Source organism: Longimicrobiaceae bacterium (assembly GCA_035936415.1).
Classification (GTDB): domain Bacteria; phylum Gemmatimonadota; class Gemmatimonadetes; order Longimicrobiales; family Longimicrobiaceae; genus JAFAYN01.
This window is the reverse complement of record DASYWD010000528.1, coordinates 1-2,008: the sequence shown is the minus strand read 5'-3', so window position 1 is coordinate 2,008 and position 2,008 is coordinate 1. Positions and strand designations below refer to the sequence as shown.

Genomic DNA, 2,008 nt, shown 5'->3' with positions numbered 1-2,008 from the left:
CGCCGGGTCCAGGCCGATGCGCAGCCGCGCGCAGGCCTGCTGCAGCGCCCGCGCGAAGGCGCCCGCCTCGGGGAAGCGGCGCGCCGGGTCGTCGGCCAGGGCCCGGAAGAGCACCTCCTCCACCTCGGCCGGGACCTGCGGGTTGCGGGCGCGCACCGAGGGGAGGGGGACGGGGAGCCCGGCGTCCCGCCGGTTCTGGTCCGCGTCGGTGAAGAGCCGCGTGCGCGTCAGCAGCTCGAACCCCACCACTCCCAGCGCGAACACGTCCGTGGCGCAGGTGACCGGCGCGTCGCTCCGGAGCTGCTCCGGGGCGGCGTAGCGCGCCGAGAGCGGCGCCCGCCCGTCCACGGTCAGGTGCGTGGCGGTGTGCTCCGGGTCCAGGTGCAGCGGCTTGGCGATCCCGAAGTCCAGCACCCGCACCTCCGGCTCCTCGCTCCCGTCCTCCGGCCGCGCCAGGAACAGGTTCCCCGGCTTCACGTCGCGGTGCACCAGCCCCTCCTGGTGCCCCACGGCCAGCGCGCGGGCGGCGTCGCGGACGATGCGCAGCGCCTGCGGGAGCGGCACCGGCTCGGGGCGGGCCAGCCGGGCGCGGAGGTCCTCCCCCTCCAGCAGCTCCATGACGATGTAGTCGCGTCCCAGCTCCTCGTCCGTCCCGTAGTCGTAGATGGGGACGATCCCGGGGTGCGTGGGAAGCCGCGCGGCGTACGACGCTTCGCGCCGGAAGCGGGCGCGAAGCCGCTCCACCTGCTCGGCCGGGGCGCGCACCGGGACCTTGAGCACCTTGACCGCCACCGCGCCCTCCGCCCGCCCCGGGCGAAGGTCGCTGGCGCGGAAGACCACGCCGAAGCCGCCGTCGCCGAGGACCTCCTCGATGCGGTAGTGGCGGCCGACCGTGCGGCCGATCAGGAGGTGCTCGAAGCCGGACATGGGACTGCTCGGTTCTCGGGTGCCGGAGCGCCGCGCCCTACTCCAGGCGCGTGGCGTCGGGGTCCTGCTCCTCGTCCAGCGGCGCGAGCTCGCGCACCCGGAGGACGGGGCCCTGCTCGCCGATGCGGAGCGGCTCGTCCAGGGGGAGCCACTCGGTGTGCATCCCCTGCAGCTCTTCCAGCTGCAGCGGGCCGTGCTTGCGGTTGGCGCCCGGGATGTCCCGGCCGCCCAGGTGCACCGCGTTCAGGCCCAGGTTGTACACGCGGAAGCCGGGCTCGTCCCCGCGCGGGTCCCACGCCAGCGCGAGCTGCCGCCGGCTGACGTGCGGCGCCTCGGTGAGCGACACGGTGCTGCGCAGCCGCGGGTCGTCGGTGCGGCGCCCCACGGTGGTGATCGTCTCCGGCATCCGGAACACCTCACGCTCGCCCCCGTCCAGGTCCTCCACCACCAGCACGAAGCGCCCCGGCTCCCACCCCGACGGCGGCCCGGTGCCCTCCACGCGGGTGGCGTCCGGGTCCATCCCCGGCGCGAACACCGGCGCGGGGGTGGGCGCGGGGGTGGAGATGGGGACGGCCTCCACCTCCGCCATCTCGTTCTCGCTGTGCGAGGTGACCACGAAGAGCGGCGCGTCCTCGCGCTCGGCGCGGTGGAGCTGCACCCGGTACTCCCGGTCGTACAGCGAGCCGTGCCGCATGCACGAGGCGGTCAGCTCCCGCTCCACCTCCGCCACCAGCGAGAGGAGCGAGTCCGCGGCGTCCGGCCGCAGCGTCACCACCAGCACCGTGGGCGGGAGGAGCTGCGCGTAGCGCTCCGGGAGCGCCCGGGCATTCTCCCGGTCGATGACCCGCCCCAGCTCCAGCTTCACCTCGGGGAGGGTGTCGCGGAGGAAGGCGTCCAGGAGCGGCTCCCCGGTGTGGGACAGCGGGTCGTTGGGAGGCATGCTGCTCATGGCGCCGTGCGGGTCGGGGTCGCCGCGGGCCCGCCGGGGGCGCCCGCGGGGAGGGTGTCGGGGATCTCCGCGGCGGTGTCGGCGGGCGGCACCTGCGCGCGGAGCGAGTCCAGCTCGGCGCGGAGCGCGGCC

The 2,008-nt window shown here is 76.0% G+C and carries 2 protein-coding genes; both read right to left on the bottom strand.

Going from position 1 to position 2,008, the window contains the following annotated elements; all coding sequences use genetic code 11:
* Positions 1-927 (bottom strand): serine/threonine-protein kinase (locus tag VGR37_21420; protein ID HEV2149972.1); only part of this gene is annotated, 927 nt, incomplete at its 3' end.
* Between the two features lie 37 nt (positions 928-964).
* A complete protein-coding gene (locus tag VGR37_21415; GenBank protein ID HEV2149971.1) occupies positions 965-1,876 on the bottom strand; it encodes a hypothetical protein in 912 nt (303 codons plus the stop codon).
* Positions 1,877-2,008 lie beyond the last annotated feature (132 nt).